The sequence below is a fragment of the Sinorhizobium sp. RAC02 genome (assembly GCF_001713395.1).
In the GTDB taxonomy this organism is placed as follows: domain Bacteria; phylum Pseudomonadota; class Alphaproteobacteria; order Rhizobiales; family Rhizobiaceae; genus Shinella.
In genome coordinates this window covers 3,089,805-3,116,787 of the sequence record NZ_CP016450.1, presented here as the reverse complement: position 1 = coordinate 3,116,787, position 26,983 = coordinate 3,089,805, and the positions used below count along the sequence as shown (strand labels likewise).

The 26,983-nt window shown below is 64.1% G+C and carries 25 protein-coding genes; 8 read left to right on the top strand and 17 right to left on the bottom strand.

Translation table 11 applies throughout. The features are described from left to right. The first annotated feature begins 14 nt into the window (after nucleotides 1-14). Entirely contained in the window at nucleotides 15-1,019 is a 1,005-nt protein-coding gene (locus BSY16_RS15085; protein ID WP_069060422.1) for a 2-hydroxyacid dehydrogenase, read from the top strand. Here the strand turns inward: BSY16_RS15085 and BSY16_RS15080 are convergent. The 3 genes from BSY16_RS15080 to recF are packed head-to-tail and all read right to left on the bottom strand — an operon-like array spanning nucleotide 1,016 to nucleotide 3,371. Next, nucleotides 1,016-1,486, bottom strand: a complete 471-nt coding sequence (locus BSY16_RS15080) for a GNAT family N-acetyltransferase (RefSeq protein WP_353652367.1) — start codon at nucleotides 1,484-1,486, stop codon at nucleotides 1,016-1,018. The two genes, BSY16_RS15085 and BSY16_RS15080, sit on opposite strands and share 4 nt — an antisense overlap. Next, a complete protein-coding gene (gene moeB, locus BSY16_RS15075) occupies nucleotides 1,483-2,250 on the bottom strand; it encodes a molybdopterin-synthase adenylyltransferase MoeB (protein ID WP_069060421.1) in 768 nt (255 codons plus the stop codon). Before moeB ends, BSY16_RS15080 begins: the two co-directional genes overlap by 4 nt. After that, the gene (gene recF / locus BSY16_RS15070; RefSeq protein ID WP_069060420.1) at nucleotides 2,247-3,371 is read right to left on the bottom strand and encodes a DNA replication/repair protein RecF; all 1,125 of its coding nucleotides are present in this window, start codon (nucleotides 3,369-3,371) and stop codon (nucleotides 2,247-2,249) included. Before recF ends, moeB begins: the two co-directional genes overlap by 4 nt. Nucleotides 3,372-3,621: 250 nt before the next feature. On the opposite strand from recF, the gene BSY16_RS15065 reads away from it, so the two are divergent. Then, a complete protein-coding gene (locus tag BSY16_RS15065; RefSeq protein ID WP_286157140.1) occupies nucleotides 3,622-4,299 on the top strand; it encodes an HAD family hydrolase in 678 nt (225 codons plus the stop codon). A 25-nt stretch (nucleotides 4,300-4,324) separates the two neighbouring features. Here the strand turns inward: BSY16_RS15065 and BSY16_RS15060 are convergent, their stop codons facing one another. From BSY16_RS15060 to mepA, 6 genes are all read right to left on the bottom strand, one after another. Next, on the bottom strand, nucleotides 4,325-4,960 hold the full coding sequence (locus BSY16_RS15060) for a 2,3-bisphosphoglycerate-dependent phosphoglycerate mutase (protein WP_069060419.1): 636 nt from the start codon (nucleotides 4,958-4,960) through the stop codon (nucleotides 4,325-4,327). A 26-nt stretch (nucleotides 4,961-4,986) separates the two neighbouring features. Beyond that, on the bottom strand, nucleotides 4,987-5,805 hold the full coding sequence (gene dapB / locus BSY16_RS15055) for a 4-hydroxy-tetrahydrodipicolinate reductase (RefSeq protein WP_069060418.1): 819 nt from the start codon (nucleotides 5,803-5,805) through the stop codon (nucleotides 4,987-4,989). 98 nt (nucleotides 5,806-5,903) lie between these two features. Then, nucleotides 5,904-7,697, bottom strand: a complete 1,794-nt coding sequence (locus BSY16_RS15050; protein WP_069060417.1) for an ABC transporter ATP-binding protein — start codon at nucleotides 7,695-7,697, stop codon at nucleotides 5,904-5,906. Between the two features lie 114 nt (nucleotides 7,698-7,811). Continuing rightward, nucleotides 7,812-8,837: a glucokinase gene (locus BSY16_RS15045; protein WP_069060416.1), complete on the bottom strand. Its 1,026-nt coding sequence runs from the start codon at nucleotides 8,835-8,837 to the stop codon at nucleotides 7,812-7,814. A gap of 64 nt (nucleotides 8,838-8,901) precedes the next feature. Beyond that, the gene (locus BSY16_RS15040; protein ID WP_069060415.1) at nucleotides 8,902-9,282 is read right to left on the bottom strand and encodes a methylglyoxal synthase; all 381 of its coding nucleotides are present in this window, start codon (nucleotides 9,280-9,282) and stop codon (nucleotides 8,902-8,904) included. An 83-nt stretch (nucleotides 9,283-9,365) separates the two neighbouring features. Continuing rightward, on the bottom strand, nucleotides 9,366-10,433 hold the full coding sequence (mepA, locus tag BSY16_RS15035; protein WP_069060414.1) for a penicillin-insensitive murein endopeptidase: 1,068 nt from the start codon (nucleotides 10,431-10,433) through the stop codon (nucleotides 9,366-9,368). Nucleotides 10,434-10,613: 180 nt separating this feature from the next. On the opposite strand from mepA, the gene BSY16_RS15030 reads away from it, so the two are divergent. From BSY16_RS15030 to BSY16_RS15010, 5 genes are all read left to right on the top strand, one after another. Next, complete coding sequence (locus BSY16_RS15030) at nucleotides 10,614-12,464, top strand: extracellular solute-binding protein (protein ID WP_069060413.1); 1,851 nt, start codon at nucleotides 10,614-10,616, stop codon at nucleotides 12,462-12,464. Nucleotides 12,465-12,699: 235 nt separating this feature from the next. Next, the gene (locus BSY16_RS15025; protein ID WP_069060412.1) at nucleotides 12,700-13,776 is read left to right on the top strand and encodes a microcin C ABC transporter permease YejB; all 1,077 of its coding nucleotides are present in this window, start codon (nucleotides 12,700-12,702) and stop codon (nucleotides 13,774-13,776) included. Further along, a complete protein-coding gene (locus tag BSY16_RS15020; RefSeq protein WP_069060411.1) occupies nucleotides 13,776-14,915 on the top strand; it encodes an ABC transporter permease in 1,140 nt (379 codons plus the stop codon). Before BSY16_RS15025 ends, BSY16_RS15020 begins: the two co-directional genes overlap by 1 nt. Continuing rightward, nucleotides 14,912-16,546, top strand: a complete 1,635-nt coding sequence (locus BSY16_RS15015; protein ID WP_069060410.1) for an ABC transporter ATP-binding protein — start codon at nucleotides 14,912-14,914, stop codon at nucleotides 16,544-16,546. The genes BSY16_RS15020 and BSY16_RS15015 overlap by 4 nt, the downstream gene beginning before the upstream one ends. Nucleotides 16,547-16,571: 25 nt before the next feature. After that, nucleotides 16,572-17,531 carry a 2-hydroxyacid dehydrogenase gene (locus tag BSY16_RS15010; RefSeq protein ID WP_069060409.1) on the top strand — a complete coding sequence of 320 codons (960 nt, stop codon included), beginning with the start codon at nucleotides 16,572-16,574 and terminating at the stop codon, nucleotides 17,529-17,531. A 66-nt stretch (nucleotides 17,532-17,597) separates the two neighbouring features. On the opposite strand, the gene BSY16_RS15005 is transcribed toward BSY16_RS15010, so the two are convergent. The 3 genes from BSY16_RS15005 to BSY16_RS14995 form a co-directional block, all read right to left on the bottom strand. Next, nucleotides 17,598-18,452 carry a C40 family peptidase gene (locus BSY16_RS15005; protein WP_069060408.1) on the bottom strand — a complete coding sequence of 285 codons (855 nt, stop codon included), beginning with the start codon at nucleotides 18,450-18,452 and terminating at the stop codon, nucleotides 17,598-17,600. Between the two features lie 22 nt (nucleotides 18,453-18,474). After that, nucleotides 18,475-18,825 carry a MarR family winged helix-turn-helix transcriptional regulator gene (locus tag BSY16_RS15000; protein WP_069060407.1) on the bottom strand — a complete coding sequence of 117 codons (351 nt, stop codon included), beginning with the start codon at nucleotides 18,823-18,825 and terminating at the stop codon, nucleotides 18,475-18,477. A gap of 123 nt (nucleotides 18,826-18,948) precedes the next feature. Next, a complete protein-coding gene (locus BSY16_RS14995) occupies nucleotides 18,949-20,340 on the bottom strand; it encodes a leucyl aminopeptidase family protein (RefSeq protein ID WP_069060406.1) in 1,392 nt (463 codons plus the stop codon). Between the two features lie 158 nt (nucleotides 20,341-20,498). Here BSY16_RS14995 and BSY16_RS14990 point away from each other — a divergent pair, with 158 nt between their 5' ends. Further along, entirely contained in the window at nucleotides 20,499-21,314 is an 816-nt protein-coding gene (locus BSY16_RS14990) for a tetratricopeptide repeat protein (RefSeq protein ID WP_069060405.1), read from the top strand. Nucleotides 21,315-21,392: 78 nt separating this feature from the next. Here BSY16_RS14990 and BSY16_RS14985 read toward each other — a convergent pair whose 3' ends face one another. The 5 genes from BSY16_RS14985 to BSY16_RS14965 all read right to left on the bottom strand — a co-directional run bounded on the left by BSY16_RS14985 (nucleotide 21,393) and on the right by BSY16_RS14965 (nucleotide 26,929). Then, complete coding sequence (locus BSY16_RS14985) at nucleotides 21,393-22,319, bottom strand: type II secretion system F family protein (RefSeq protein ID WP_083243005.1); 927 nt, start codon at nucleotides 22,317-22,319, stop codon at nucleotides 21,393-21,395. 67 nt (nucleotides 22,320-22,386) lie between these two features. Beyond that, a complete protein-coding gene (locus BSY16_RS14980; protein ID WP_069060403.1) occupies nucleotides 22,387-23,397 on the bottom strand; it encodes a type II secretion system F family protein in 1,011 nt (336 codons plus the stop codon). A gap of 18 nt (nucleotides 23,398-23,415) precedes the next feature. Continuing rightward, the gene (locus BSY16_RS14975; RefSeq protein ID WP_069060402.1) at nucleotides 23,416-24,888 is read right to left on the bottom strand and encodes a TadA family conjugal transfer-associated ATPase; all 1,473 of its coding nucleotides are present in this window, start codon (nucleotides 24,886-24,888) and stop codon (nucleotides 23,416-23,418) included. Between the two features lie 27 nt (nucleotides 24,889-24,915). Continuing rightward, nucleotides 24,916-26,199 (bottom strand): CpaE/TadZ family protein, encoded by a 1,284-nt coding sequence (locus tag BSY16_RS14970; protein ID WP_069061561.1) that lies wholly within the window; start codon nucleotides 26,197-26,199, stop codon nucleotides 24,916-24,918. Between the two features lie 58 nt (nucleotides 26,200-26,257). Continuing rightward, a complete protein-coding gene (locus BSY16_RS14965; protein ID WP_069061560.1) occupies nucleotides 26,258-26,929 on the bottom strand; it encodes a CpaD family pilus assembly protein in 672 nt (223 codons plus the stop codon). Between the last annotated feature and the right edge of the window lie 54 nt (nucleotides 26,930-26,983).

Sequence of the window (26,983 nt, the reverse complement as noted above, 5' to 3'; positions counted from 1 at the left end):
CGCCGGAACATCCCATGACCCAGAAGAAAAAACCGAAGGTCTATATCACCCGCCGCCTGCCCGAGGTCGTGGAGACCCGGATGCGCGAACTGTTCGACGCGGAACTCAACATCGACGACACGCCGCGCAGCCAGCCCGAGCTCGTCGCCGCGGTCAAATCGGCGGACGTCCTGGTGCCGACGCTGACCGACCGGATCGACGCCGCGCTCATCGAGCAGGCCGGGCCGCAGCTGAAACTGATCGCCTGCTTTTCCAACGGCGTCGACAATGTCGACGTGGAGGCGGCCGCCCGGCGCGGCATTACCGTCACCAACACGCCGAACGTCCTGACCGAAGACACGGCCGACATGACGATGGCGCTCATCCTCGCAGCCCCCCGCAGGCTTGCGGAAGGTGCGCGCATCCTGACGGACCGCAAGGGCGAATGGGCCGGCTGGTCGCCGACCTGGATGCTCGGCCGGCGCATCTGGGGCAAGCGTCTCGGCATCGTCGGCATGGGCCGTATCGGCACCGCGGTCGCCAAGCGCGCCAAGGCCTTCGGCCTGTCCATCCACTACCACAACCGCCACCGCGTGCGTCCGGACACCGAAGATGCGCTGGAAGCGACCTATTGGGACAGCCTCGACCAGATGCTCGCCCGTGTCGATATCGTCTCGGTCAATTGCCCCTCGACGCCGGCGACCTACCACCTGCTCTCCGCCCGCCGGCTCGAACTGATGCAACCGTCGAGCTACATCGTCAACACGGCGCGCGGCGGGATCATCGACGAGACGGCGCTGATCAAGTGCCTGCGCGAGGGCAAGATTGCCGGCGCCGGCCTCGACGTGTTCGAGAACGAGCCGGCGGTCAATCCGAAGCTCTTGAAGCTCGCCACCGAGGGCAAGGTCGTGCTGTTGCCGCATATGAGCTCGGCGACGCTCGAAGGCCGCATCGATATGGGCGAGAAGGTGGTGATCAACATCCGTACCTTCTTCGACGGTCACCGCCCGCCGGATCGCGTGCTGCCGAGCCGCGTTTAAGCGACTGTCTTGCGCATCTCGATCGAGGTGGGCCGGGTAAAACCGGGATGGGCATTTTCAGCCGTCCTGACGAAGCCCCACCGCGCAAAGGCGGCATGATTTTCGACAAGTTCGATGCGCGTCTCCAGGCGAAGCACCGGCAGATGCCGTTCGCGGGCGAGCGCCTCCGCTGTTTCCAGCAACAGCCGCCCGACGCCCGTGCCTTGAAAGGCCGGCCTGACCGCAAGCTTGCCGATGTAGAGCGATCCGGCCTCCGGACGACGAAGATGCAGCCGAGCAGCGTTTCGCCCTGCAGAGCCACGGAGGCGATTTCCGCGCGCTTTGGCGGCGAGCGAGGCTGCTGTCATCCGGTGTGCGGAAGACGGCGGATCGATGATGCCATCCATGTAGGCGAAGGCGTCAAGGACGAGCGACAGCAGATCATCCCAGCGGCCGAAATCAGGATCGATCGGGATGACGTCCGTCATGTGCCGGTGGTTCGCCGCCGGGCATATTTCAGCGTCTCGAACCTTGCTGCCAGCCCGTCATAGAGCATCAGGCGGCCGACCAGCGGCTCTCCGGCGCCGGTGACGAGCTTGATCACCTCCATTGCCATCAGCGTGCCGATGACGCCCGTCAGCGCGCCGACGATGCCGGCTTCCGCGCAGGCCGGCACGACGCCCGGCGGCGGGGCGGACGGGAAAAGATCGCGGTAACCGGGGTTAAGGCGGCCATCCGCGGATTGTTCATAGGGTTTCAGCACGGTCAGCGAGCCATCGAACCGGCCGACGGCGCCGGTGACGAGCGGAATGCGCGCGGCTTCGGCCGCGTCGGCGGAGGCATAGCGCGTGTCGAAATTGTCCGAACCGTCGACAAGGATGTCGTATCCGGCAAGCAGCGAGGCAGCGTTGTCCGCCGTCAGGCGCTCGGCGATACCGCTAAAGCGCACATGCGGATTGAGGCGGGTGACGGCGGTCTCGGCGCTGGCAATCTTCGCCATGCCGATGCCGGCGGTGTCGTGGATGATCTGGCGCTGGAGATTGGAGAGCGACACCGTATCGTCGTCGAGCACGCCGATATGGCCGATGCCGGCGGCGGCGAGGTACTGGATGACGGGTGCGCCGAGACCGCCGGCGCCGATGATCAGCACGTTCGCCTGCTTGAGCTTCTGCTGGCCGGCGCCGCCGATTTCGGCGAGTACGATATGGCGGCGGTAGCGGTCGATCTCTGCCGCACTCAGGGGATCGGTCATGTCACAATGCCTCCATTCGAGACGGTGAGAAACTGCGCGCGCTCGCCGAGCGCATCGAACATCGACCGGTCGGTGCCGGTCATGAAGGCCTGGCCGCCGAGTGCGTCGACCCGGTCGAACAGGGCGGCGCGCCGGCCCTCGTCGAGATGGGCGGCGATCTCGTCGAGCAGCAGCACCGGGGCATGGCCGGTCATGCCGCCGACGAGGCCGGCATGGGCGAGGATGAGGCCGACGAGCAGCGCCTTCTGCTCGCCCGTTGAGCAGCGCTCGGCCTCCATGTCTTTCTCGCGGTGGCGGATGAGGAGGTCGGCGCGGTGCGGGCCGTCCAGCGTGCGGCCGGCGGCGGCATCGCGGTAGCGCCCGCTTCGCAGCATGTCGAGATAGATGTCTTCGATCTCGTAGGCCGGCCGCTGCCATTCTTCGTCGAGAAAGCCGGAAAGCCGCATCGTTGCGGAAGGGAATGGCCCGTCGTCGCGCGCCGCCTCCACCAGACCGGACAGCAGGCCGACGAGTTCGTAGCGGGCATGCGCCATGGCGATGCCGAGTTCGGCCATCTGCTTTTCCAGCGCCGTCAGCCAGGCAGGGTCGGGCCGTGGCTCGGAGAGCAGCCGGTTGCGGCCGCGCATGGCCTTTTCGAAATCCGCCGCGCGCCGGCCGTGTTCGGGATCGAGCGACAGCACGAGCCGGTCGAGGAAGCGGCGGCGGTCGGCGGAGGGGCCGGTGAACAGGCCGTCCATGGAGGGCGTCAGCCACAGGACGCGCAGATGATCGAGCAACTCGTCGACGGTGCGGGCCGGCGTGCCGTTCAGCCGGAGTTTTCGCGCCTGCCCCTCGTCGCCGCCTTCCGTGCCCGTGCCGATATCCACCTCGTCCATCATGCCGTCGAGCGTCGCGAAGATGGAGAAGCCGGCCTCGGCACCAGCACGCACGACATCGCCATAGGCGGCGCGCCGCAGGCCGCGACCGGGGGAGAGCAGCGAGACCGCTTCCATCAGGTTGGTCTTGCCGGCACCGTTCTGCCCGGTCAGCACGACATGCCGGCCGTCGAGCGGCAGCGACAGGCCCGCATAATTGCGGAAATCCGTGAGCTTGAGGCGGGAGAGCGAAACCTTGTGCGGCATGGGGCCAGAGCTAGAGCATTTTTCCGCCAAGGGGAATCACCTCCCGGCGCATAAATCGGGCAACACAGAAAGATGCGGCAACCTGTCGAGCCGCGTCAGGGCCATAGATGGGTGTTGTGCACGGCGAAGGCAAATGCCGGTCGACGGACACGATGGCGTGAGAGCGGTTGCCTGTGCGGCCGGGAGGGGGTAATCGAAAGATCCCGCCCGCGCGTTCCGCATCCTCCCCTTCCAGTTCGCAGGTCATCCCTTGTCTTCTTCCGCTCGCCCCGTTTTCGACCGCACCTTCTCCGCCTTCCTTTTCGACATGGACGGCACGATCATCAACTCCATTCCGGCAACGGAGCGGGTGTGGAGCAACTGGGCGCGCAAGCACGGTCTCGACGTCGCGACCTTCCTGCCGACCATGCACGGCGTGCGCGGCATCGACACGATCACGCGGCTTGGCCTGCCGGGCGTCGACCCGGTCGCGGAAGCAAAGGAGGTCGAGCAGCAGGAGATGGACGACGTCGAGGGTATTGTGCCGATTTCCGGCGCGATCGATTTTCTGAAATCGCTTCCGGCCGGCCGCTGGGGCATCGTCACCTCCGCGCCGGTGGCGCTCGCCCGCCGCCGCCTCACGGCAACCGGCATCCCGTTGCCCGAGGTCATCGTGACGGCGGACGATGTGACGAAGGGCAAGCCGGCGCCGGATGGCTACCGGCTTGGCGCACAAAAGCTCGGATTTGATTCGGCCGATTGCCTGGTTTTCGAAGACGTGCCGGCCGGGATTCTTGCGGGCGAAGGGGCCGGCGCCCATGTCGTCGTCATGACGGCGACGCACCATCACCCGATCGAAACGGGCCATCCGCTGCTGCAAAACTACGATGGCGTGAGCGTCGAGCAGGACGCCGACGGCAAGCTCAGGCTGCTGCGCGCCGCAGGCTGAGCCACGGCGCGCGAGGTTTGAAGGTTTAGTGCGCGCCCGACATGTCGCCGAGCACGTCCTTCGATGCGACGGTGGAGTCGGCATTCAGCGTGTAGACCATCGGCACGCCGGTCGCGAGGTTGAGCTTCAGGATCTCTTCCTTCGTCAGCTTGTCGAGCACCATGACGAGCGAACGCAGCGAGTTGCCGTGCGCGGCAACGAGCACCTTTTCGCCGCGCAGTACGCGGGGCAGGATTTCCGTGAGATAGTAGGGCCAGACGCGGGCGCCGGTGTCGCGCAGGCTCTCGCCGCCCGGCGGCGGTACGTCGTAGGAACGGCGCCAGATATGGACCTGCTCCTCACCCCACTTTTCGCGGGCATCGTCCTTGTTCAGGCCGGAAAGGTCGCCGTAGTCGCGCTCGTTCAGCGCCTGGTCGCGGATCGTCTCCAGGCCCTGCTGGCCGATCTCGTCGAGAATGAGCGTCAGCGTCTTCTGGGCGCGGGAGAGGTCCGACGTGAATGCGATATCGAACTTGATGCCGGTCTCGGCGATCGCCTTGCCGCCGGTCTTGGCCTCTTCGACGCCGAGCGCCGTCAGGTCCGGATCACGCCAGCCGGTGAAGAGATTTTTCAGGTTCCATTCGCTCTGGCCGTGGCGAACGAGGACGAGGGTTCCGCTCATATGGTCTGTCTCCCGAGTGTTGGATTTCAGTTGAGCCCGAGCACGTCGAGCATGGAATAGAGGCCGGGTTTCCTGTCGCGCGCCCAGAGGGCCGCCTGCACCGCGCCGCGCGCAAAAATCGAGCGGTCGGTCGCGCTGTGCGACAGCGTCACCATCTCGCCTTCGCCGGCTATCATCACCGAGTGGTCGCCGATGACCGAGCCGCCGCGCAGCGTCGCAAAGCCGATCGTGCCGGCAGGGCGCGGGCCGGTATGGCCGTCGCGCACGCGCACGGAATTCTCGGCAAGCGAAATGCCGCGGCCCTTGGCGGCGGCATTGCCGAGCAGCAGGGCGGTGCCGGAGGGTGCATCGACCTTGTACTTGTGGTGCATTTCCAGCACTTCGATGTCCCAGTCGGTGGGGCCAAGCGCCCGTGCGGCGGTTTCCGTCAGCACGCCGAGCAGGTTGACGCCGAGGCTCATATTGCCGGATTTGACGATGCGGGCATGGCGGGCGGCGGCCTTGATCTTCTCGTCATCCGCGGCCGAGCAGCCGGTGGTGCCGATCACATGCACGATGCGCGCCTGGGCGGCGAGACCGGAAAATTCGATGGATGCAGCCGGTGCAGTGAAGTCGAGCACGCCTTCTGCCGCGACGAAGGCTTCCAGCGGCTTGTCGGTGATCTTGACGCCGATCGGGCCGAGGCCGGCGAGTTCGCCGGCATCACGGCCGATGAAGGGCGATCCCTCGCGTTCGATCGCGGCAAACACCTCCGCGCCCTCGATGGCGTGGATCGTCCGGATCAGCGTCTGGCCCATGCGGCCCGCAGCGCCCACGACGACCAGCTTCATTGCGTTGCCGCTCATTGTCCCGTCCCTACTGTCTGGAGCGCTTACACGCTCCTTACTTTTGTTTTCACGCAATCCCGAACGCAAAACCGCGCAACGCTTTTGCTGGAACTGCTCTACTTGCCGGTGATGCCCGCCGGTGCCTGGAGGCTGTTGAGGCGAGCGTAGAGGCCGTTGTCGCGGCCTGCAAGCGCCTCATGCGAGCCCTCTTCGGCGACCTTGCCGTCCTGCATCACGATGATCTTGTCGGCGCGCACGACCGTCGACAGCCGGTGCGCGATGACGACGACAGTGCGCCCGCTCATCGCTTCGTCCAGCGCCTTCTGCACGGCCTGTTCCGATTCGGTGTCGAGCGCCGAGGTTGCCTCGTCGAGCAGCAGGATCGGCGCATTGCGCACCAGCGCGCGGGCGATCGACAGCCGCTGGCGCTGGCCGCCGGAAAGCGTCACGCCATTTTCGCCGACGGGCGTCTCGTAGCCGAGCGGCTGGGCGAGAATGAAATCGTGCGCATAGGCGTGGCGCGCGGCTTCCTCGATGTCCGCATCCGTCGCGTCCGGGCGGCCGTAGCGGATGTTGTCGCGGATCGTGCCTTCGAACAGATAGGGCTGCTGCGAAACGTAGGCGATGGCGTTCCTGAGCGACTGCTTGGTGACATGGGCGATGTCCTGGCCGTCGATTAGGATCTCGCCCTCTACCGGATCGTAGAAGCGCGGAATGAGGCTGATCACCGTCGACTTGCCGGCGCCGGACGGGCCGACGAGCGCGGTCGTCTTGCCGCCCTCGGCGGTGAAGGTCACGCCCTTCAGGATCGTCTCGGTCTCCGAATAGCCGAAGCGCACATTCTGGAAGGTGATCGTGGCGTCGGAGATGTCGAGCGGCTTGGCATCCGGCCGGTCGGCCTGGCGCGGTTGCAGATCGAGGATCTCGTAGATCATCCGGGCGTTCACGACTGCGCGCTCCATCGAGACCTGCAGGCGGGCAAGGCGCTTGGCCGGGTCATAGGCCATCAGCAGGGCCGTCACGAAGGAGAAGAAGGCACCCGGCAGCACGCCGCCATAGATCGAGCGGTAGGCCGCATAGGCGAGCACGCCGGAAATGGCAAAGCCGGCGAAGGTTTCGGTCATCGGCGCGGTGCGCTCGGTCAGCCGCGCGATGCGGTTGGAGCGGCTCTCGGCCCGGTCGATGATGCCCTCGACCTTCGTCCTGAGCTGGCCCTCCATGGTGAAGGCCTTGACGATGGCGATGCCCTGGATGGTTTCCTGCATGGCGCCGAGAACGTGGCTGTTGAGCTCGACGGATTCGCGTGTCGCGCTGCGCAGGCGCCTGGAAACATAACGCAGGCCGAGGATCAGCGGCGGCGCGATGACGAAGACGATCAGCGTCAGCAGCCAGTCCTTGGAGATCATCACGCCGATGAGGGCGACGAGGGTCAGGAAATCGCGGGCGACGGAGGTCACCGTCATATTGAGCACGTCGCGGATGCCCGTGACGTTCTGGCTGATCTGGGCGGCAAGGTAGGCCGAGCGCGACTCGTTGAAAAAGCCGACGCTGAGCGCCATCAGATGCGAATAGAGGCGTCGCTGGTAACGCGCGACGATGTTGTTGCCGATCTTCGACAGGATGACGGCCTGGAAATAGGTGGCAAAGCCGCGCAGCACGAAGGCAATGAAGATCGAGACGCAGATGATGGCGACGAGGTCGGCGCGCTTGTTGGCGAAGGCCTCGTTGACCACCGCTTCCATGATCCAGGCGGTAAAGCCGGTCGTACCGGCCACCACGGCCAGGCAAAGAATGGCGATCACATAGCCGCGGACGTGCTCGCGGCCATTTTCGGCGATGATGCGCTTGAGCACGGTGGCGACGGTGTCGGAGCTGACATGGGGGCGCTCGGTTCGACTCTTATCGGCCAATAATCTGACTTTCCTGCACGGTCTCGACCGGCCTGAGCCGATCTGTTGGCCGCTCTATAGGACGCCGGCCCCCCTTTGGCGAGTCCGCGACGCCTCGAAGCGCCGTCCGGTGCCTCACCTTTTCCAGTGGCGTCCCTCGGTTGCAACACCAAAACGGTCCGGCATGCGCGCGAAAGCGGCAAGACCGGCAAGGGCCGCGACCGGGTGGGTGACCACATAGGTCGGGATCGATTTCAAGAGCGCGCTGTGCGGTGCTTTGTCCTCGAAAGCGGCGCGGAACTCCGGTCCGCGCAATGCGGGCAGGATTTTTTGCGAGATGCCGCCGGCGAGGAACACGCCGCCTTTCGCCATGAAGATCATCGCCATGTCGCCGGCGACGCGGCCGAGATAGGTCGAAAACAGCGAGACGGTCTCGATCGCCGCGCGGCCCTCTTGTGCCAGCGCCTTGGATGTCACGTCGGCAGGCGTGGCGAGCGGCGCGTCGACGCCGTCGGCGGCGGAGATGGCGCGGTAGATGTTCATGATGCCACGGCCGCACAGCAGTTGTTCGGCGGAGATGCGGCCCTCGATCGGCTCCAGGAACGGCCAGATCTGGTAGTCGCGCTCGCTGCGCGGGCCGACATCGACATGGCCGCCTTCGCCGGGAACCGGGAACCAGGTGTGGCGGGCGTGGACGAGGCCGGCAACGCCGAGCCCGGTGCCGGGGCCGAGCACGGCGCGCGAGGCGGCGTTGCGCTCGATCCCGGGGCCGATTTTTTCGCGGTCGCCCTCGCCGAGCGAGGCAGTAGCGAGCGCCTGCGCCTCGAAATCGTTGACGAGCAACACATCCTCGAAGCCGAGATTGGCGATCATGTCACGCGGCCGCACCACCCAGGGGCAGTTGGTCAAGGGCACTTCGTCGCCCTCGATCGGGCCGGCGAGCGCCAGGATCGCCGAGCGCGGCTGGACCGAGCTCTTGTCGAGGATGCACTGCTGGAGCGCATCGTCGATATTGGCAAAGTCGGCAGTCTGGACGATCGGAAACTGTTTCGGCTCGGCGAAGACGTCGACCAGCAGCGCGAAACGCGCATTGGTGCCGCCGATATCGCCGACGAGGATGGGGAAGGGGAGGTTCGTTTCGTTGTCGCTCGGCCTTGCCATCAAGCTGTCCCGTTCTTTTCGCGTGGATGTGCTGCTTTTCGCCTATCTGCGGCAGAGGTTGCCGTCAATCGCCGGCAAAGTCGAGCAGGTGTTCGGCCGTCGCCCGGTTCAGCGCCATCGGAATGTCGTAGACGATGGCAAGCCGCATCAACGCCTTGACGTCCACGTCATGCGGCATGGGGGTGAGCGGATCGACGAAGAAGATCAGGAGATCGACCTCGCCGGTCGCAATCAGTGCGCCGATCTGCTGGTCGCCACCGAGCGGGCCGCTCTTCAGCCGGGTCACGTCGAGGCTGGGGCAGGCTTCCAGCACCCGGCCGCCGGTCGTGCCGGTGGCGACGATTCTTGCCTGCGCCAGCACCTTTTCGTTCTGCAGCGCGAAGGCCGCCATGTCGTCCTTCTTTTCATCATGGGCGATGAGCGCGATGCATTTCTGGCGCGACATGGGCGTTCCCCGAAGGTTTTAAATCGATTTGAACGCCTTATACAAAAGCGGCGGAGCCTTGAAAAGCCCCACCGCCGGATCGCCTATTGAAGCGGGCGCGGAATCGGGATCGGCACGATGGCGGGCAGCGCGGTGTCGGCGGCAATGACCGATTCGATCGTGCGGCCTGCACTTCCGCCGCCGCTCGAGAAGGCGAGCGCCGTCGAGTTGCCGCCATTGCCCTGATAGGTCACCTCCTGCTCGGAGGCCGGCGAGGCGCCGGCGAGCACCGTGCCGCACGCCTTCGGCAGGTCCGAGAGCTTGAGGTACCAGGGCTTGACGGGCTTGGCGTCCTTCTTCGGTTTGGGCTTTGCCCATGGCTCCTTGGTGAACCACCAGTCAAGCGAGGCATCGCAGCCGTCGCCGGCTGCCACCTTCGCCTGCGGCTTGCAGCCCGCGACCCCTTCCGGGCACTTGATACGGATGTGGAAGTGCTCGTCATGGCCGTAGATCGGCCGCACCTTGCCGAGCAGCGAACGGTCGCCCTGCCAGGTGTCGCAGAGCTTCTTCTTGATCGCCGGATTGACGAAGACGCGCTCGACCTGTGGATAGCTCGCCGCCTTCATGACGAGACGGGCATGGGTGGAGGTCCAGCGCCGCGAATCGACCGTCAGGAACTTGCTCTTGTCGAGCATGGAGGTGAAGGGCAGTTCGTCGCGCTCCTGTGCGGACAGTCGCCGGTCAGGCATCGGCGTGAACCAGATGTCGGCATCGAGACCGACCTGATGCGAGGCATGGCCCGACAGCATCGGTCCGCCGCGCGGCTGCGAAATATCGCCGAGCAAAAGCCCCGGCCAGCCGAGTTGCTGGGCGTCCTGGGAGAACTCTTCCAGAAGCGCGATCATCTGCGGATGGCCCCAGCGCCGGTTGCGCGACAGGCGCATCGCCTGCCAGGCCGGGCCGTCCGTCGGGATCGCCACCGCGCCGGCAATGCAGCCCTTGGCATAGGAGCCATAGGAGGCCGTCGCCATCTTGGCCGGCAGCCGTTTTGATCCGAAAAGCTCCTTGGCGGGGCGTTCTTCGGCAGCCAGTGGCTGGGCAAGTGCGGTCAGCGCAAGGCCGGCGGCGATCAGGCAGGTGGTCAGGCGGGAAATCAGGGTATGCACGGGCATTGTCCGGTCTCGAAGTCGCAATCGTTGCGAAAGGTTAAAGGATCATCCTTTCGCGGAAGTGAATCGGTGCCCCGAATAGGCGCGGCAAAAACAGCCGCTTTGATGGCAGGCCTGTCATTTGCCCGGATTTTGCCTATTCTCTGCTGCAAGCTCCGGCGAAATCACGGAAAGGGAATTGGCATGCACTCAGCCTTCGGGAGAACCTTGTTCACAGCGGCGCTGGCTTTGTCACTGGCGGTCGCGACCGGCGCGAAGGCCCAGGAAACGAAAGAACCGGTCTGGCGCAGCGGCATCTCGACGATCGGCGAGCTGAAGCACCCGAACGGTTTTGAGCGCTTCGATTACGTCAATCCCGATGCGCCGAAGGGCGGCGAACTGAAACTCTCCGAAAGCGGCACCTACGACACGTTCAACCCGGTCCTTTCGAAGGGCGAACCGGCGACTGCTGTTACATCACTCGTCTTCGATACGCTGCTAAAATCCGCCGAGGACGAGATCACCGCCTCCTACGGCCTGCTGGCCGAGGGCGTTTCTTATCCGGACGACATTTCGTCTGCCACCTTTCGGCTTCGCGCGGAGGCGAAGTGGGCGGACGGCAAGCCGGTGGCGCCGGAGGATGTGGTCTATTCCTTCGACATGGTGAAGGAGCACCATCCGCTGTTCGCCAACTACTATCGCCATGTAGTGTCAGCCGAAAAAACCGGCGAGCGTGATATTACCTTCCACTTCGACGAGAAGAACAACCGCGAACTGCCGAACATTCTTGGCCAGTTTCCGATCATTCCCAAGCATTGGTGGGAAGGTCAGGACGGCAAGGGCAACAAGCGTGATATCAGCAAGACAACGCTGGAGCCGGTTATGGGCTCCGGGCCGTACAAGATAGCGTCATTTCAGGCCGGCGGTTCCATCCGCTTCGAGCGACGAGACGATTACTGGGGCAAGGACCTCAACGTGAATGTCGGTCAGCACAATTTCGGCACGATCACCTACACGTTCTTCAACGACAAGACCGTTGAGTTCGAGGCTTTCCGCGGCGGCAACGTCGACTTCTACCGAGACAACAGCGCTAGCAATTGGGCGACTCGCTATGATTTTCCGGCCGTGAAGGATGGCCGCGTGGTGCGCGAGGCGATCGAGAATCCGCTACGTGCCACCGGCATCATGCAGGCCTTCGTGCCGAACCTGCGCCGCGACAAATTCAAGGACCAGAGGGTGCGTGAGGCACTGAACTACGCCTTCGACTTCGAAGATCTGAACCGCAACCTCGCCCACAATGCCTACCAGCGCGTCGACAGCTACTTCTGGAACACCGAGCTTGCCTCCTCCGGCCTGCCCGAGGGCCGCGAGAAGGAGATTCTGGACGAACTGAAGGACAAGGTTCCCGCCGCCGTCTTCACCACGCCCTACACCAACCCCGTCAATGGCGATACGCAGAAGGTGCGCGAAAACCTGCGCAAGGCACTCGCCCTCTTTAAGGAGGCCGGCTACGAGCTGAAGGGAAATAAGCTGGTGAATTCGAAGACCAGCGAGCCTTTCGGCTTCGAGATTCTTCTTTCCAACCCCTCCTTCGAGCGCACGGTTTCGCCCTTCGTCAACAGCGTAAAGAAGATCGGCATCGATGCCCGCATGCGCACCGTCGACGCCTCGCAATACACCAACCGCGTTCGAAGCTTCGATTATGACATGATCTATGGCATCTGGGCGCAGACCCTGGTGCCGGGCAACGAGCAAAGCGACTACTGGGGTTCGGCCTCGGTCGACCAGCCGGGCTCGAAGAACTATGCCGGCATTGCTGATCCGGCGATCGACGACCTGATCAAGAAAATCATCTTCGCGTCTGACCGGGACGAGCTGATCGCGACGACCCGTGCGCTAGACCGCGTGCTGCTGGCGCATCACTACGTCATACCGCTTTTCTACTCCAAGGCGCAGCGCGTCGCCTACTGGAACCACCTGACCCATCCGCAAGAACTGCCCTACTACGGCATTGGCTTCCCGGATGTGTGGTGGTCGAAAAATGCCGCGAAATGAGCCGGGGCTTGCGCCGCAAGGCCGGCTGGGCTCCATATAGCGACGACGAATCACCCTCGCCGCGCGTCGGCGGGGCCTGCCGGTCTGCGGAACATGCAACGGCGAAACGGGAAGGGTTGGGCTTGACCGACTGGACATCCACGCGGCGTGCGAAAGCACATCCGACACGAGTGCGAAGCGGTTTTGCGCCCGAGATTGCACGAGGCCGGCGACAGATGCTGGCGGGGATCCGCTGATGGGTGCCTATATCCTACGTCGCCTCCTGCTGATGATCCCGACGATCCTCGGCATCATGGCGATTTCCTTCGCCATCGTGCAGTTCGCGCCGGGTGGCCCGGTTGAGCAGGTGATCTCCGACCTGACCAGCCAGAGCTCTGGCGACCGGCTTTCCGGCGGCGGCGAAATGCTGCAGAGTACCGGCCAGGATGGTGCCTACCGCGGCTCTCAGGGGCTTGATCCGGAATTCATCGCCAAGCTGGAAAAGCAGTTCGGTTTCGACAAGCCGCCGCTCGAACGCTTCGTCACGATGATGTGGGATTATCTCCGCTTCGATTTCGGCGAGAGCTTCTTCCGCAACACCTCCGTGATCGACCTTATCGCCCAGAAGATGCCGGTCTCCATCTCGCTCGGCATCTGGATCCTCATCCTGTCCTACGCGATTTCCATTCCGCTCGGCATCCACAAGGCGGTGAAGGACGGGTCGGCCTTTGACGTGTGGACGTCCGGCATCATCATCGTCGGCTATGCGGTGCCGAGCTTCCTCTTCGGCATCCTGCTGATCGTGCTTTTTGCCGGCGGCTCGTTCTTCGACTGGTTTCCGCTGCGCGGCATTGTCTCTGACAATTTCGACAGCCTGGCCTGGTGGCAGAAGCCGCTCGACTATTTGTGGCACATGACCCTGCCGCTGATCACGCTGCTGCTCTCGGCCTTCGCCACGACGACGCTTCTGACGAAAAACTCCTTCATCGACGAGATCAAGAAGCAGTACGTCACGACAGCGCGCGCCAAGGGCCTGACCGAGAACCAGGTGCTCTATGGTCACGTCTTTCGCAACGCCATGCTGATCATCATCGCCGGTTTCCCCGGCGCCTTCATCTCGGCCTTCTTCACCGGATCGCTGCTCATCGAATACATCTTCTCGCTCGATGGCCTTGGCCGCCTCGGCTATGAATCCATCATGAAGCGGGACTATCCCATCGTCTTCGCCACGCTCTTCATCTTTTCGCTGATGGGCCTCGTCGTCAGTCTCATTTCCGACCTTCTCTATACCTGGGTCGATCCGCGCATCGATTTCGAGCGGAGGGATGTGTGATGAGTGCCGTTACCGATGCAAAACCCGTAGCACCGTCGCACAAGGGCTTGCTTAATCCGACCAATCTGCGTCGCTGGGAAAACTTCAAGGCGAACCGCCGCGGCTACTGGTCGCTCTGGATCTTCCTGATCATCTTCGTGCTCAGCCTGTTTGCCGAGTTCATCGCCAATGACCGGCCGATCATGGCGTCCTATAAGGGCGAACTGCTCTTCCCCGTGGTCATCGACTATCCGGAGGAAAAGTTCGGCGGCTTCCTGGCGGAAACGGACTACTCCTCGGATTTCATCAAGGAAGAAATCAATGCGAACGGCTGGATGATTTGGCCGCCGATCCGCTATTCTTACAGCACGACCAATTCCAACATTCCCCGTTCCGCGCCGACCAAGCCCTTCTGGCTGATGGACGAGACAGAGCGTTGCTCGGGTTATCCGGGCGGCGCAGCGGACCCGAACTGCACCTGGAACAGCCTCAACTGGCTCGGCACCGATGATCAGGCGCGCGACGTGCTCGCCCGCGCGATCTACGGGTTTCGCATCTCGGTGCTGTTCGGCTTGGCGCTCACCATTGCCTCGGCCATTGTCGGGGTCACGGCCGGCGCCGTACAAGGCTATTTCGGCGGCTGGACCGATCTCCTGCTGCAGCGCGTCATCGAAATCTGGTCTTCGATGCCTGTGCTCTACATCCTGCTGATCATCGCCTCGATCCTGCCGCCCGGCTTCTGGATCCTGCTCGGCATCATGCTGCTGTTTTCCTGGGTCGGCTTCGTCGGCGTGGTGCGCGCGGAATTCCTGCGCGCCCGTAATTTCGAGTATGTGCGCGCTGCGCGTGCGCTTGGTGTCGGCAACATCACGATCATGGTCCGGCATCTCCTGCCAAACGCGATGGTCGCGACGCTGACCTTCCTGCCGTTCATCCTCTCCGGCTCGATCACCACGCTCACCTCGCTCGACTTCCTGGGCCTTGGCATGCCGCCTGGCGCGCCGTCGCTGGGTGAACTGATCGCGCAGGGTAAGAACAATCTCCAGGCCCCGTGGCTCGGCTTCACCGCTTTCGCCGTCATGTCCATCATGCTGTCGCTGTTGATCTTCGTCGGCGAAGCGACGCGTGACGCCTTTGATCCGAGGAAGACCTTCCGGTGAGCGCTCCCGAAACCATCCTCTCCGTCCGCGATCTCTCGGTCGCCTTCCACCAGGGCGGCAACACTTCGACCGCCGTCGACCATGTCTCCTTCGACATCCGTCGCGGCGAGGTCGTGGCACTGGTCGGCGAATCCGGCTCGGGCAAGTCGGTGACGGCCAATTCCATCCTGCGGCTGCTGCCCTATCCCGCAGCCAGCCACCCGTCCGGCGAGATCGTCTTCAACGGCAAGGACCTGCTGAAGGCGTCGGATGCCGAACTGCGCAACGTGCGCGGCAACGACGTCACGATGATCTTCCAGGAGCCGATGACCTCGCTCAACCCGCTGCATTCGATCGAGCGGCAGATCGGCGAGATCCTCGAACTGCACCAGGGCATCGAGGGCGCCGCCGCCCGCACCCGCATTCTCGAACTGCTCAATCAGGTCGGCATCCGCGAGCCGGAAAAGCGGCTGGCCGCCTATCCGCACGAGCTGTCCGGCGGCCAGCGCCAGCGCGTCATGATCGCCATGGCGCTCGCCAACCGCCCGGAACTGCTGATCGCCGACGAGCCGACCACGGCGCTCGACGTCACCGTGCAGGCGCAGATCCTGGCGCTCTTGAAAAACCTCAAGGAAGAGCACGGCATGTCCATGCTCTTCATCACCCACGATCTCGGCATCGTCAAAAAATTTGCCGACCGGGTCTGCGTGATGACCAAGGGCAAGATTGTCGAGACCGGTCCGGTGGAGGAAATCTTCTCCAACCCGCAGCATGCCTATACGCGCCACCTGCTCGCCTCCGAGCCGAAGGGCCTGCCGAGGCCGGGCGATGACAGCCAGCCGATCATCATGGAAGCGGAGGACGTCAAGGTCTGGTTCCCGATCAAGGCCGGCTTCCTGCGCCGCGTCGTGGACCATGTGAAGGCGGTGGATGGCATCGATCTCAAGTTGCGTGCCGGCCATACGCTCGGCGTGGTCGGCGAATCCGGCTCCGGCAAGACGACGCTCGGCCTCGCGCTGACCCGCCTTATAGCATCGAAGGGCCGCATCGCTTTCGTCGGCCAGGATATAGCGAGCCATTCCTTCGGCGAGATGCGGCCGCTGCGGCGGCGCATGCAGATCGTCTTCCAGGATCCCTTCGGCTCGCTGTCGCCGCGCATGTCGGTCGCCGATATAGTGGCGGAAGGCTTGAAGATCCACGAGCCCTCGCTGTCGGAGGCTGAGCGCGACCATCGCGTCGCCTCCGCGCTGGAAGAAACCGGGCTCGACCCGACGACCCGCTGGCGCTACCCGCATGAATTTTCCGGCGGCCAGCGCCAGCGCATCGCGATCGCCCGCGCCATGGTGCTGAAGCCGGAATTCGTCATGCTCGACGAACCGACCTCGGCACTCGATATGAGCGTGCAAGCGCAGGTCGTCGAGCTGCTGCGCGATCTCCAGGTGAAGCACAATCTCGCTTATCTCTTCATCAGCCACGACCTGAAGGTCGTGCGCGCACTTGCCAATGACATCATCGTCATGCGCGGCGGGCGCGTGGTCGAGAAGGGGTCGGCGAAGGACGTCATCGAACGGCCGAGCGAGGCCTATACCAAGGCGCTGATGGCCGCTGCCTTCAATCTCGAGGCCGTCAGAAGCGAGACAATCAGCCAATAATCGGCAGCCAGTAGCAGGAACCAGCATGCAGACGAAAAGCCCGGTCATCATCGATCTAAAATTCGATCAGGAGCAGGTTGCGGCAGCGCTCAAAGGCGCCTTTCCCGATCGCGAGGTGATCAACCTGTTGCATCCGGCAAGCCGCAAGCGCGGTCTCTCCGGCATCGACTATGCCGTGGTGTGGAAGCCGGGCGCCGATCTCTTTTCGCGTGCAAAGGACCTCAAGGTCGTCTTCTCCGGCGGCGCAGGCGTCGATCATGTGCTGACGCTGCCCGGCCTGCCGGACGTTCCGCTCGTCCGTTTCGTCGACGAGACGCTGACGACGCGCATGAGCGAATGGATCGTCATGCAGTGCCTGCTGCATCTGCGCCAGCACCAGGCCTACGAGGCGCAGCGCCAGAAGCGCGTGTGGCGCGAACTCGTTCAGCCGGAGGCGAAGGAACTCACCGTCGGCGTCATGGGGTTCGGCGTGCTCGGGCAGGATGCGGCGGCGAAGCTGAAGGCGCTCGGCTTCAACGTCATCGGCTGGTCGCGCAGCCGCAAGCAGGTCGACGGTTTCGAGACCTTCGATGCGAGCGGCCTCGACGCATTCCTTGCGAAAACGGACATCCTCGTCGGCCTGTTGCCGCTGACGCCCGACACCAAGGGCATCTTCAACACCGGCCTCTTCACCCGTCTCAGCCGCAAGGGGCCGTTCGGTGCTCCGGTCTTCATCAATGCCGGCCGTGGCGGCAGCCAGGTGGAAGCGGATATCGTCGCCAGCCTTAATGACGGCACGCTGCGCGGCGCCTCGCTCGATGTCTTCGAACAGGAACCGCTGCCGCTCGAAAGCCCGCTCTGGTCGATGGACAAGGTTTTCATCACGCCGCATGCGGCGGCCGCCTCGGACGTTGTAGCACTCTTCCGCCACGTCGCCGGCCAGATCGAACGGCTCGAAAGCGGCAAGCCGCTGGAGTATCTCGTGGATCGCAGCGCCGGCTATTAATACTTCGACTTTTCTCCCGCCTTGCCGGATCACGTCCAGCACGACGGAATAGAGATGCTGCGGGAATCAGGGCCGCCGGTAACCCGTCGGCTGCTGATAGAGCCAGCCGATACGCTCGATGGCCGCATCCAGGCCCTCGCGTGCCACGCTCATCGTGTGGCCGTTGGCGTGGAGGATGGTTTTTTCGTCTTCCATGATCGCCACATGGCCCTTCCAGAAGACCAGGTCGCCGCGACGCAGCGCATCGCGTTCGATCGGCGTGCCGAGGCCGGCAGCCTGCATGTCGGAATCGCGCGGTGCCGTCCGGCCTGTCATCATCATCGACAGCTGTACGAGAGCCGAGCAATCGAGGCCGAAGCCGGAGCGCCCGCCCCAGAGATAGGGCGTTTCGAGGAAACGGGAAGCGATGGCGACATAGTCGTCGCCTGCCGTCTCGCCGATGGCCAGGCAATGGCCGGCCACCAAGGACTGCCCACCCGCCAATGTGAGATATCGCGTGCCGCGCGTTTCGCTCTCGCCGATGATCGTTAGCCGGCTTCCAATCGACAGGGCAAAGGCGGCGGGCGTTTTGAGGTCGGGGCCGGAATAGGCGAAGGTGCGCGGCACCGCGACGACGTGGGTCGCGGCGGCGTTGCCTGCATCGAGTGCCGTGTCCGGCAGATAGCCGACATAGCCGTCGAAATCGGACTTTACCCAGGCCCAGCCCTCTGCCCGGTCGAGGACACGCACGACTTCGCCGAACAGCAGTTCCGTATCGATGCCGGCGCTGCTCTCCGGCCGGGGCCGAAGGGCGGCGATGGGCAGGACCACGCGTGCCGGCGTGCCCGTCACGTAGCGGTCTGCCGTGACGGTGCCGCGCAGGGCCTCGTCGGCGAGATCCGGACGGTAGGCGTTGAGGCGGCGGTCGGGCAGGGCGTTCATCGGTCTGGTCCTACGGTTTGGCTCAAGCGGTCTGGGCGCGGCCCCGGGCGATGATGAGATCGCCCAGGCGTTCGAGATAGAGCGCGCCATCCACGGTGCGCTTGATGATGACATTGCGGCGGTCGCGGTCGTCGCGCATGCGGGTGACGAGGCCGAGGTCCCCCATCGTGTCCAGCGCGCGGGTGATGACCGGCTTGGTGACGCCGAGTTTGGACGCCAGCCCGCGCACCGTATGCGGCGGCGGCACGAGGTAGATTTCGAGCAGGATGGCGAGTTGGCGCAGCGTCAGGTCACGACCATCCTGCTGCACCTGCTGCGACGTCACCTCGTGCCAGAGGCCGAGCGCCTGCGATGGGGTCAGATCGAGCGGCACGGCGCCTCCGGGCCTGAAAAGCCTGTCCGCCTTCCACGAAGGCGGTCCAGACCAGTTGTCCCGCATTTGCGTTAGCGTTTCGTTACGCTACCGTATCGTTTCCCCGAAGGGAAGCGGCTCGTATCAGGCGGTCCCCTTGCGCAGGTGGTGGTAGAGCGCGCGGATCGCCTGCGCCTCGCCGCCGATCGGCGAATGCGGCCGCTCGGCCTGCGCCCAGCCATAGATGTCGAAATGCGCCCAATGCTTGTTGCGCGTGACGAACCGCTTCAGGAAGAGCGCTGCCGTGATCGAGCCCGCCATGCCGCCCGAAGGGGCGTTGGTGAGGTCGGCGATACGGGCGGACACGTCCTTGTCGTAGCCCATATAGAGCGGCATGCGCCACATCGGATCGTCGACGGTCAGGCTCGCCTCGGTGAGATCATGGGCAAGGTCGTCGTCGTCGGTGAAGAACGGCGGCAGGTCTGGCCCGAGCGCCACGCGGGCAGCCCCGGTCAGTGTCGCCATGTCGATGATGAGATCGGCATCCTCCTCGTCGGCATAGGCGAGCGCGTCGGCAAGGATCAGGCGGCCTTCGGCGTCGGTGTTGTCGATCTGTACCGTCAGGCCCTTGCGGCTCCTGTAGATGTCACCGGGGCGGAAGGCGTTGGCGGAGATCGAGTTCTCGACGACGGGAACCAGCAAGCGCAGGTCCACCTTCAGCTTGGCGTCCATGATCATCAAGGCAAGGCCCATGACGTTGGCCGCACCGCCCATGTCCTTCTTCATGAGAAGCATGGAGGAGGCAGGCTTGATGTCGAGGCCGCCGGTATCGAAGGTGACACCCTTGCCGACGAGCGTCACGCGCTTGTGGCCCTTCTTGCCCCAGCGCAGTTCGAGCAGGCGCGGCGCCTGCGCCGAGGCGCGGCCGACCGTGTGGACGAGCGGGAAGTTCTGCTTGAGCAGGTCGTCGCCGGTGATGACGGAGACCTTCGCCTTGTAGTGTTCGCCGAGCGCGCGGAAAACGTCCTCCATCGCTTCCGGGCCCATGTCGTTGGTCGGCGTGTTGATGAGGTCGCGGGCAAGGAAGACACCGGCAAGCTGGCGCTTGATGTCGGTGGCATCCGCGTCACTCGGGATGAGCAGCGTCGGCGCTTCCGAGGTCGAGGCCTTGTAGCGCTCGAAGCGGTAGCTGCCGAGGCCGTAGCCGAGCGCCAGGCGGTTTGCCGTCAGCGGCGCGGTCTCGATATGCCAGTCGCCGGCCGGCAGCGCACGGGCGAGCTTGCCGCTCAGGAAGGGGGCGTCGGACGGGTTCTTGCCAAGCCCGAACAGGGCGCCGCCGAGATGCCCATCCGCCGTGGGCACCATCAGGAGCGCACCGGAATCGGCCTTGAAACCGGCCTTCTTGGCCCAGTCGAGCGCGATCGGGTCGATCGTCCCGGTCTCGATATGGGCGGGCGTGATGGCGAAGATCGGCAGCGTCTTGCCGTTCTTCGTATTGAAGGGAGAGGGCCGGTCGATGAACTGGAAGGGGGCCATGTCGGAACCTTTGGGCAAGCGTTGGAGCAAAATCAGCGGAAGTGCTCTCGAATCGGGCAATTAACACTCTGTTAGGGTTAACAGATTATTGCTTGAGCGGAGATTGCGGCGTGATTCCTAACCGCCGCGGCACGCGGAAATCGCTTCGGGGACTGATCATGGCTGCTTCCGTCACACATTCATCGCTTCGTTCGCGGTTTTTGCGCGGTGCTGCCCTTGTTGCGGTTGCCGTTGCGGTGGCGGGCTGTGCGGGCAAGAGCAACCTTACCACCGGCTCCATCCCGAAACTGTCGAAGCCGGTCGGCGAGATGAACGCGACGGAACTGCGCGGTGCCGCGGAGACGATCGGCCGCGCCTATGAAAAGAACCCGAAGGACCGCGCCGTCGGCATGAACTATGCCAACGTGCTGCGCATGAACGGTCGCAACGACCAGGCGCTCGCCGTCATGCAGCAGGTGGCCATCAACAATCCGAACGACCGCACCGTGCTTGCGGCCTATGGTAAGGCACAGGCCGCTGCCGGCCAGCTCGAGCAGGCGTTGAACACCATCCTGCGCGCCCAGACGCCGGACCGGCCGGACTGGAGGCTGAAATCGGCGGAAGGCGCGATCCTCGATCAGCTTGGCCGCGCCGGCGATGCCCGGGAGCGCTACCGCGAAGCGCTCGATATCAACCCGAACGAATCCTCGGTTCTCTCCAATCTCGGCATGTCCTACCTGCTGGCCAGGGATCTGAAGACCGCCGAGACCTATCTGCGCAACGCGGCAGCCCAGCCCGGCGCCGACAGCAGCGTGCGCCAGAACCTCGCGCTTGCGATCGGCCTGCAGGGTCGTTTCCAGGAAGCGGAAACCATTGCCCGGCAGGAACTGACCGCCGAACAGGCCGAGGCGAACGTCACTTATCTGCGCTCCATGCTGACGCAGCAGAATTCCTGGAAGAAGCTCGCCGCCGACGACAGCGGCAACACGAACTGAACCCGAAGTGCCTCCCAAGCACAAACTTAGCCCCGGCCGATAGTCTCGACCGGGGCTTTTTCTTGAGCACTGGTTCGATCAGAACCGGTCGGAGACCTGGATGCCGGCGGGGCCGAGAATGACGGCGACCAGTACGGGCAGGAAGAACAGGATCATCGGCACGGTGAGTTTCGGCGGAAGGGCGGCCGCCTTCTTTTCCGCCTCGTTCATGCGCTGGTCGCGGCATTCCTGCGCAAGCACCCGCAGCGCCTGGGCGAGCGGTGTGCCGTAGCGCTCCGCCTGGATAAGCGCCTGCGTGACGGACTTCACCGTGTCGAGGCCGGTGCGTGTGCCGAGGTTTTCATAGGCTGCGCGCCGCTCCTGAAGAAAGGAGAGTTCCGCCGTCGTCAGCACCAGTTCTTCGGCAAGCTCCGGCGATGCCATGGCGATTTCGTCGGCCACGCGTTTGAAGGCGACTTCGATGGAAATACCCGATTCCACGCAGATCAGCATGAGGTCGAGCGCATCGGGCCAGGCCCGGCGGATCGATTTCTGCCGCTTGCCCACCTGGTTGGAGACGAAGATGTTCGGCGCGTAAAAGCCGATATAGGCGATCACCACCGTCGCCAGGACTCGCATCGGGAAGGGTTTGTCGCCGAGAAAGCCGAGGTAGAAGATGTAGAAGGCGCCGACGGCGAGAAAGACGAAGGGCAGCACGAAACGCGCGAAAAGGAAGACGTTGAGTGCGTTCTGGGAGCGATAGCCGGCCTGGCGCAACCGGTTCATCGTGTTTGCATCGACCAGCGCGCCACGCAGGTTGAGCCGGTCGACGACGCGGCGCACCGAGACGTTATGCTGCGCGCGTAGCGATGCCTTGCTTTGTACGCCCTCGGCATTCAGGCGCGCCCGTTCGCGCGCCCGCATCTGGTCGCGTTCGAGCGAGACGGATTTCATGCGCTTTTCGAGGTCGCTGCGGTCGAAATAGGGGGCCGCCAGCGTGTAGAAGGTCGCGAGAACCGCGACCATCACGAAGGCCGGCAGCAGGACGGCGGGGTCTGTAAGCGTTGCGACGAGATCGGACACGCGTGCCCCCTTAGATGTCGAAATTGATCATGTTGCGCATGACCATGATGCCGATGGACATCCAGAAGGCCGAAAGGCCGAGGATGAGGTGGCCGCGCGAATCCGTGAACAGGATCATGATGTAGTCGGGCGAGGTGAGGTAAACGAGTGTGGCGACGATGAAGGGCAGTGCCCCGATGATCGCGGCCGAGGCCTTTGCTTCCATCGACAGCGCGGCGACCTTGGAGCGCATCTTGCGCCGCTCGCGCAGCACGCGGGAAAGATTGCCGAGCGCTTCGGAGAGGTTGCCGCCGGCCTGGCTCTGGATGGCGATGACGATGGCGAAGAAATTCACCTCCTGCAGCGGAATGCTGGTGAACATGCGCGCGCAGGCCTCCGGCACGCTGAGGCCGACCTGCTGGGATTCCACGATCCGTCGGAACTCGGTCTTCACCGGCTCCTGGCCTTCCGCGGCGATCAGGCGCAGCGCATCCGTCAGCGGCAGGCCGGACTTGATGGAGCGGACCATCACGTCCAGCGAGTTGGGGAATTCCTCCAGGAACTTGTTCAGTCGCCGCTTGACCAGGAAGCCCACGACCCAGCGCGGAAAGCCGGCCGCAGCAATGAAGGCGATGCCCAGGCAGACGAGGATGTCGGCACCGGCGAGAAAACTGAGCACGAGGGTAAAGAGGCCGAACAGGGCGCTGAACAGGTAGAATTGCGTGACGCTGATGGAATGACCGGTCTGGCCGAGTTTCCCTTTCAGTGATGTGGCTGCCCGCTTCGTCTGGTCCTGCTGCTTCTTTTCGAGGTCCTTCAGCGAATCCTGCACCGATTTGCGGCGCTTCGACATTTCCTGCATGCGGTCGCGGGCGGCCTTCGCCTTGGACTGGTCGGTTTCCGCCGACTGTACTCGCCGCACACGGCTTTCGGTCTTCTTCGCCGCCTCTATGCGCGAGAAGAGAATGCCATAGGCAAGGCCAGCGGTGGAGAGCGCCGCCAACGCGAAGATCGCCACGATGGTGATATCCAGTCCGAACATCCGCGCCCCGCCTGCCCCTTACGGCTTTTCCATTGCGTCGAGCGTGGCCGCCAGGCGCTTGTCCTCGTTGAAATATCGCGCGCGGTCCCAGAAATGCGGCTTGCCGATGCCCGTGCCCGAATGTTTGCCGAGAATGCGGCCGTTCGCATCCTCGCCGTCCATTTCGAAGCGCATCAGGTCCTGGGTGACGATGACGTCGCCTTCCATGCCGACCACTTCGGTGATGTGGGTGATGCGGCGCGACCCGTCGCGCAGGCGCGAGGCCTGGATGATGACGTCGATGGAGCCGGCAATGATTTCGCGCACGGTCTTGGCCGGCAGCGTATAGCCGCCCATGGCGATCATCGATTCCATACGGGAAAGGCATTCGCGCGGCGTGTTGGCGTGGATCGTGCCCATCGAGCCGTCGTGGCCGGTGTTCATCGCCTGGAGCAGGTCGAACACTTCCGGTCCACGCACTTCCCCGACGATGATGCGTTCGGGGCGCATACGCAGGCAGTTCTTGATGAGATCGCGCATGGTGATCTCGCCTTCGCCTTCGATGTTCGGCGGGCGGGTTTCGAGACGCACGACATGCGGCTGCTGCAGCTGGAGTTCGGCCGAGTCTTCGCAGGTGATGACGCGCTCGTCGCGGTCGATATAGTTGGTCAGGCAGTTGAGCAGCGTCGTCTTGCCCGAGCCGGTACCGCCGGAAATGACGAGGTTGCAGCGCACCCGGCCGATGATCTGGAGCAGCGTCGCGCCTTCCGGCGTGATCGAGCCGAACCGGACCAACTGATCGAGCGTCAGCTTGTCCTTCTTGAACTTACGAATGGTGAGCGCGGTGCCGTCGATGGCGAGCGGCGGAGCGATGACGTTGACGCGCGAGCCGTCCGGCAGGCGCGCGTCGCAGATCGGGCTCGATTCGTCGACGCGACGGCCGACCTGGCTGACGATGCGCTGGCAGATCGAGAGGAGCTGCGCATTGTCGCGGAAGCGGATTTCCGATTCCTGCACCTTGCCGGCCACTTCGATATAGGTCTTGCCCGCACCATTCACCATGATGTCGGCAATATCGTCGCGCGCCAGCAACGGCTCCAGCGGGCCGTAGCCGAGAACGTCGTTGCAGATGTCGTCGAGCAGCTCTTCCTGCTCGGAGATCGACATCGCGAAGCTCTTGATCGTGATGATGTCGTTGACGATGTCGCGGATTTCTTCACGTGCGCTCTCGGTGTCGAGCTTGGCGAGTTGCGACAGGTCGATCGTGTCGATGAGCGCGGAGAAGACCTGGCTCTTCGTATCGTAATAGTCTTCCGTGCGGGGCGTGCGCCGCCGGGCCTGGGCCGCCGGTGCCGCTGATGGCGGCGGGGCCGGCTCGAAAACGGGTTGCGCGGCCGGCGCCGTGGTGACCGGCCGTTCTGCCGTCAAGGTCGAGGCGACCGCATGCACGGCCGGGATCGCCTGACCCAAGCCGCTCTTGCCGGAACCTTCATTGCCGCGTTTGCCGAACATGCCACTTCATCCAGTCTGTTGCATCGCTTACTTGCGTCCGAGCAGCCCGAGCATCTTGCCGAGGCCGGCCTTCTTGGGTTTCTTGATCGTTGCGCGGCCCGTCACGATATGGGCGAGCTGCGCGAAGGTTTCCGCCGTTGGCGACTTTCGGTCCATCTCTGCGATCATGCGGCCGCTGTTGGCGGCGGTGCCGAAGAGCTGCGCGTCGAAGGGAATGATCGCGACCGGCTCGATGCCGAGCGGCTCGCAGAAGTCGTTGGGCGAGATTTCCGGCCGCTTCGGCAGGCCGACCTGGTTGAGCACCAGATGCGGCGGCTTGTCGTTCGGTCGAAGCTTCTTCAGCGCGTCGAGCATGTTTTTCGCGTTGCGCAGGTTGGCGAGATCAGGCGTGGCCGTGATGACCAGCTCGTCCACCTCGGACAGCAGCGTGCGCGTCCATTCCGACCAGGCATGCGGCACGTCGAGCACCGACACCGGCGCGCTGCGCTGCAGCACTTCCATGATCGGCTGGAACGAGCCGCGCTCGAGATCGTAGGCCCGGTCGAGCATCGAGGGGGCCGCAAGCAGCGAGAGATGGTCGGAGCACTTCGTCAGCAGGCGGTCGAGAAACACCTCATCGAGCCGCTCCGGCGCATAGATCGCCTCGGAAATGCCCTGCGGCGGGTCCTGGTCGAAATCGATATTGGCGGTGCCGTAGGGCAGGTCGAGGTCGGCGAGGATGACTTCGGTCTGGAACAGGTTGGAAATGTCGAAGGCGCAATTGTGCGCGATCGTCGAGGAGCCGCAGCCGCCCTTGGCGCCGATGAAGGCGACGGTACGGCCAAGCGGCTCGGCATCCGGATCGATGAAGATCGCGGCCATGGCATTCAACACCTCGGCCATGCCGACGGGACCGACCATGTATTCGGAGATGCCGTTTCGGATGAGATCGCGGTAGAGCGGGATGTCGTTGTAGCGGCCGATGATGACGACCTTGGTGCTCGGATCGCAGACCTCGGCAAGCGGGGCCAGCTCCTCCATGATGCCATGCGGCTCCGTCGAGGTTTCGAGAATCAGCAGGTTCGGCGTCGGCGCCGAGGCGAACATATTGGCTGCTGCCGTGATGCTCGCGCTCGAGATGCGAAGGCTCGCCTTGGACATGCGGCGATCCTGGCTGCAGCGTTCCATGGTGCGCAGCATCGCCTCGCTTTCGCAGAAGGCGTGCACGGAGATACGCGGCAGCGGGCGCACCGCCTCGAGCTCGGTCGGCAGGACGGCCTCGTCCGGGTGCTCTTCGGCGGGCCGCTCAATGGTGTAGTTGATCGTGCTCATCGTCATGTCCGTTGCTGGTGCCCGGCGGACCGGATGGATAGCTGCTTTCCAATGTCGTTCATCGCAGTAGCGGCTGCCCGTTCTCGCGGTAGTCCTGAATCACGACTGTGCGTTGCTCCGCATCGATCGGCGACATGCCGCGCGGCTGAACGAGATCCATCGGGTTTGCGACCTGCGCGGCCAGGTTGGCCTGCGTGGCGCAGCCGAAATTGTGATAGTTCCGGTTTTCCATCGTGTTCGAGATCAGGTCTTCCGGCCAGGTGCCGCAGGGACCGGCCTTCGCCGTGATCGCGAAGAAGACGAGGCGTACCGGTGCGGCATCGCCGTAGCTGCTCGCATCATAGCTCGTCTCGATCAATCGGTCGCGTTTTATGCCGGCGGCCGTCAGCGTCGCGCGAATGTCCTTGCGCAGGTAGTGTGCGGTCGCGGCATTGGACGAACCGCGCGGCAGCATGATCTGCACCGCGCCGGTCGACTTGGCGGCGCGATCACCGGCGAAGCCACGGATGTTGTCACGCATCGCAAAGGTCAGCTGCCGGTCGCCCGTGGCGATGGGAAGGTCCATCGTCTGCGCGGTTTCCGTCAACACGATCGGATGGCGTGTGCGATAATCGTCCGGAATCGAGCCGGTGGCATTCTTGTCGGGATTGGTGCCGCAGCCCGAAAGTGCTGCAGTGGAGAGGGCGAGCATTGCGGCGAGTGCTGCGCGCGCCGGCAGGGTCTTGTGCATGAAGCGCATCCTTGCGGGGAGGGGCGTGTGGCTGTTCGTGTCGCGCATCTCTCT

Bases quoted from the DNA above. Each gene is read 5' to 3' on its own strand.
- BSY16_RS15085 (WP_069060422.1), top strand. From the start codon at position 15: ATGACCCAGAAGAAAAAACCGAAGGTCTATATCACCCGCCGCCTGCCC.
- BSY16_RS15080 (WP_353652367.1), bottom strand. From the start codon at position 1,486: ATGACGGACGTCATCCCGATCGATCCTGATTTCGGCCGCTGGGATGAT.
- moeB (WP_069060421.1), bottom strand. From the start codon at position 2,250: ATGACCGATCCCCTGAGTGCGGCAGAGATCGACCGCTACCGCCGCCAT.
- recF (WP_069060420.1), bottom strand. From the start codon at position 3,371: ATGCCGCACAAGGTTTCGCTCTCCCGCCTCAAGCTCACGGATTTCCGC.
- BSY16_RS15060 (WP_069060419.1), bottom strand. From the start codon at position 4,960: ATGAGCGGAACCCTCGTCCTCGTTCGCCACGGCCAGAGCGAATGGAAC.
- dapB (WP_069060418.1), bottom strand. From the start codon at position 5,805: ATGAGCGGCAACGCAATGAAGCTGGTCGTCGTGGGCGCTGCGGGCCGC.
- BSY16_RS15045 (WP_069060416.1), bottom strand. From the start codon at position 8,837: ATGGCAAGGCCGAGCGACAACGAAACGAACCTCCCCTTCCCCATCCTC.
- BSY16_RS15040 (WP_069060415.1), bottom strand. From the start codon at position 9,282: ATGTCGCGCCAGAAATGCATCGCGCTCATCGCCCATGATGAAAAGAAG.
- mepA (WP_069060414.1), bottom strand. From the start codon at position 10,433: ATGCCCGTGCATACCCTGATTTCCCGCCTGACCACCTGCCTGATCGCC.
- BSY16_RS15030 (WP_069060413.1), top strand. From the start codon at position 10,614: ATGCACTCAGCCTTCGGGAGAACCTTGTTCACAGCGGCGCTGGCTTTG.
- BSY16_RS15025 (WP_069060412.1), top strand. From the start codon at position 12,700: ATGGGTGCCTATATCCTACGTCGCCTCCTGCTGATGATCCCGACGATC.
- BSY16_RS15020 (WP_069060411.1), top strand. From the start codon at position 13,776: ATGAGTGCCGTTACCGATGCAAAACCCGTAGCACCGTCGCACAAGGGC.
- BSY16_RS15010 (WP_069060409.1), top strand. From the start codon at position 16,572: ATGCAGACGAAAAGCCCGGTCATCATCGATCTAAAATTCGATCAGGAG.
- BSY16_RS15005 (WP_069060408.1), bottom strand. From the start codon at position 18,452: ATGAACGCCCTGCCCGACCGCCGCCTCAACGCCTACCGTCCGGATCTC.
- BSY16_RS14995 (WP_069060406.1), bottom strand. From the start codon at position 20,340: ATGGCCCCCTTCCAGTTCATCGACCGGCCCTCTCCCTTCAATACGAAG.
- BSY16_RS14990 (WP_069060405.1), top strand. From the start codon at position 20,499: ATGGCTGCTTCCGTCACACATTCATCGCTTCGTTCGCGGTTTTTGCGC.
- BSY16_RS14985 (WP_083243005.1), bottom strand. From the start codon at position 22,319: ATGGTCGCGGTTCTCGCGACCTTCTACACGCTGGCGGCCCCCTATTTC.
- BSY16_RS14980 (WP_069060403.1), bottom strand. From the start codon at position 23,397: ATGTTCGGACTGGATATCACCATCGTGGCGATCTTCGCGTTGGCGGCG.
- BSY16_RS14975 (WP_069060402.1), bottom strand. From the start codon at position 24,888: ATGTTCGGCAAACGCGGCAATGAAGGTTCCGGCAAGAGCGGCTTGGGT.
- BSY16_RS14970 (WP_069061561.1), bottom strand. From the start codon at position 26,199: ATGAGCACGATCAACTACACCATTGAGCGGCCCGCCGAAGAGCACCCG.
- BSY16_RS14965 (WP_069061560.1), bottom strand. From the start codon at position 26,929: ATGCACAAGACCCTGCCGGCGCGCGCAGCACTCGCCGCAATGCTCGCC.